This window comes from Nocardia sp. NPDC050799, assembly GCF_040654015.1.
Lineage (GTDB): Bacteria > Actinomycetota > Actinomycetes > Mycobacteriales > Mycobacteriaceae > Nocardia.
Genome location: NZ_JBFAHF010000117.1, coordinates 1 through 1,217, shown reverse-complemented (window position 1 = coordinate 1,217; position 1,217 = coordinate 1). Strand labels below are relative to the sequence as shown.

Genomic DNA, 1,217 nt, shown 5'->3' with positions numbered 1-1,217 from the left:
CCTTCAGCGAGATGTTGGGGGCAGCCGACGGCAAGGTGCGGCAAAACAAGGCGGATCCGCTGTCGCGCATCACCGCGCAGACGGTGCAAAACCTGACGGCGCTGTTTGCCTTCGCGCCGAAAGCGGCGGCCACTCACACCGCGGCGGCCGGTACGCTCTCCTTCGAGCAGCGGGTGACGCTGACGCAAAGCGCCGAGCTGCTGCAAACGCGGACAAACTATCTGCGGATGGCGCTGCAATTGCACAATCCGGGCAAAGCGTTCAGCGCGCCGGCGTTGCTCAAGCTGTGACAGGTGAGAAAGTGGAGCGCCCGACAAGCGGCGCTCCGGCGAGGATTGAGCGGGCTTTCTGATGAAGCCCTGGGGATTTCCCTGGCGTGGCGCGTCTTTTTAGCGGTACAGCTCGGCGCTGACGTGCATCGTGCTGTTGTCGCCCGGTTCGTGCAGGGCGATGATGCGATAAGAGGTCGCGCCGCGTTGATCGGCGATTTTACTGACCTGGCTGCTGGCGTCATCCGGCGAAACCACGTTCTGGTTCAGGGTGACGAAGCCAACGCTCTGGCGTTGATCGGCCTGGTGCGAGCTAATCTCCGTCGCGGCCATCACGTTGGCGGAGAATAGGGCGGCCAGCGCCGTCGCGAGAATAATGCGTTTCATAGTGCCTCTCTTAACCCTTTGCCGTTACGGCCTGACAGCGAGTGTCGCTGCGGCAAAAAGTCATTTATCTGCATTGAATAACCTGAAATCTTTTTCGTCGCGCTGTCTGCGGCGGATATGGTTAATTTTAGTCCGTTACTGCGGATTAAAAAGTGGGGTGTTTTGATGACCTCTTTCAAAAAAAATGAAATAGATTTGTGACTCAGCGCTGATTTCATTGAAAGATTTTTGAAACCCATGGATCGGCGTACATAGGTTCACCCACGAGCAAATCGTGCTATTTCCCATAGCGCCTCGCATTAACGCGAATAAAACCCACGCAGTCCTTGAGTTTCCCGCCCTGCGTCAGTATGATTACGCGTCATTTTTCAGCCGCACACTAAACACGTTCCTTGCTTCCATGGGCCGCGGTTGACCCTGACAGGAGGCTGAATAATCCGTAAGGAGCAATTCGATGCGTCATTACGAAATCGTTTTTATGGTCCATCCTGACCAAAGCGAACAGGTTCCGGGCATGATCGAGCGTTACAGTGCTACCATCACTAACGCGCAAGGTCAGAT

3 protein-coding genes and 1 pseudogene are annotated in these 1,217 nt (G+C 55.8%); 2 read left to right on the top strand and 2 right to left on the bottom strand.

Going from position 1 to position 1,217, the window contains the following annotated elements:
* A partial coding sequence (locus AB0H42_RS35755) for a hypothetical protein (protein ID WP_357064316.1) occupies positions 1-290 on the top strand: 290 nt, incomplete at its 5' end.
* 99 nt (positions 291-389) lie between these two features.
* On the opposite strand, the gene AB0H42_RS35750 is transcribed toward AB0H42_RS35755, so the two are convergent.
* Together AB0H42_RS35750 and AB0H42_RS35745 are read right to left on the bottom strand one after the other, a co-directional pair.
* Positions 390-656 carry a DUF1471 domain-containing protein gene (locus tag AB0H42_RS35750; RefSeq protein ID WP_043139300.1) on the bottom strand — a complete coding sequence of 89 codons (267 nt, stop codon included), beginning with the start codon at positions 654-656 and terminating at the stop codon, positions 390-392.
* On the bottom strand, positions 653-874 hold the full coding sequence (locus AB0H42_RS35745) for a hypothetical protein (RefSeq protein WP_164066293.1): 222 nt from the start codon (positions 872-874) through the stop codon (positions 653-655). Before AB0H42_RS35745 ends, AB0H42_RS35750 begins: the two co-directional genes overlap by 4 nt.
* A 236-nt stretch (positions 875-1,110) precedes the next feature.
* On the opposite strand from AB0H42_RS35745, the pseudogene AB0H42_RS35740 reads away from it, so the two are divergent.
* Positions 1,111-1,217: pseudogene (locus AB0H42_RS35740) on the top strand (30S ribosomal protein S6); the annotation flags it as partial.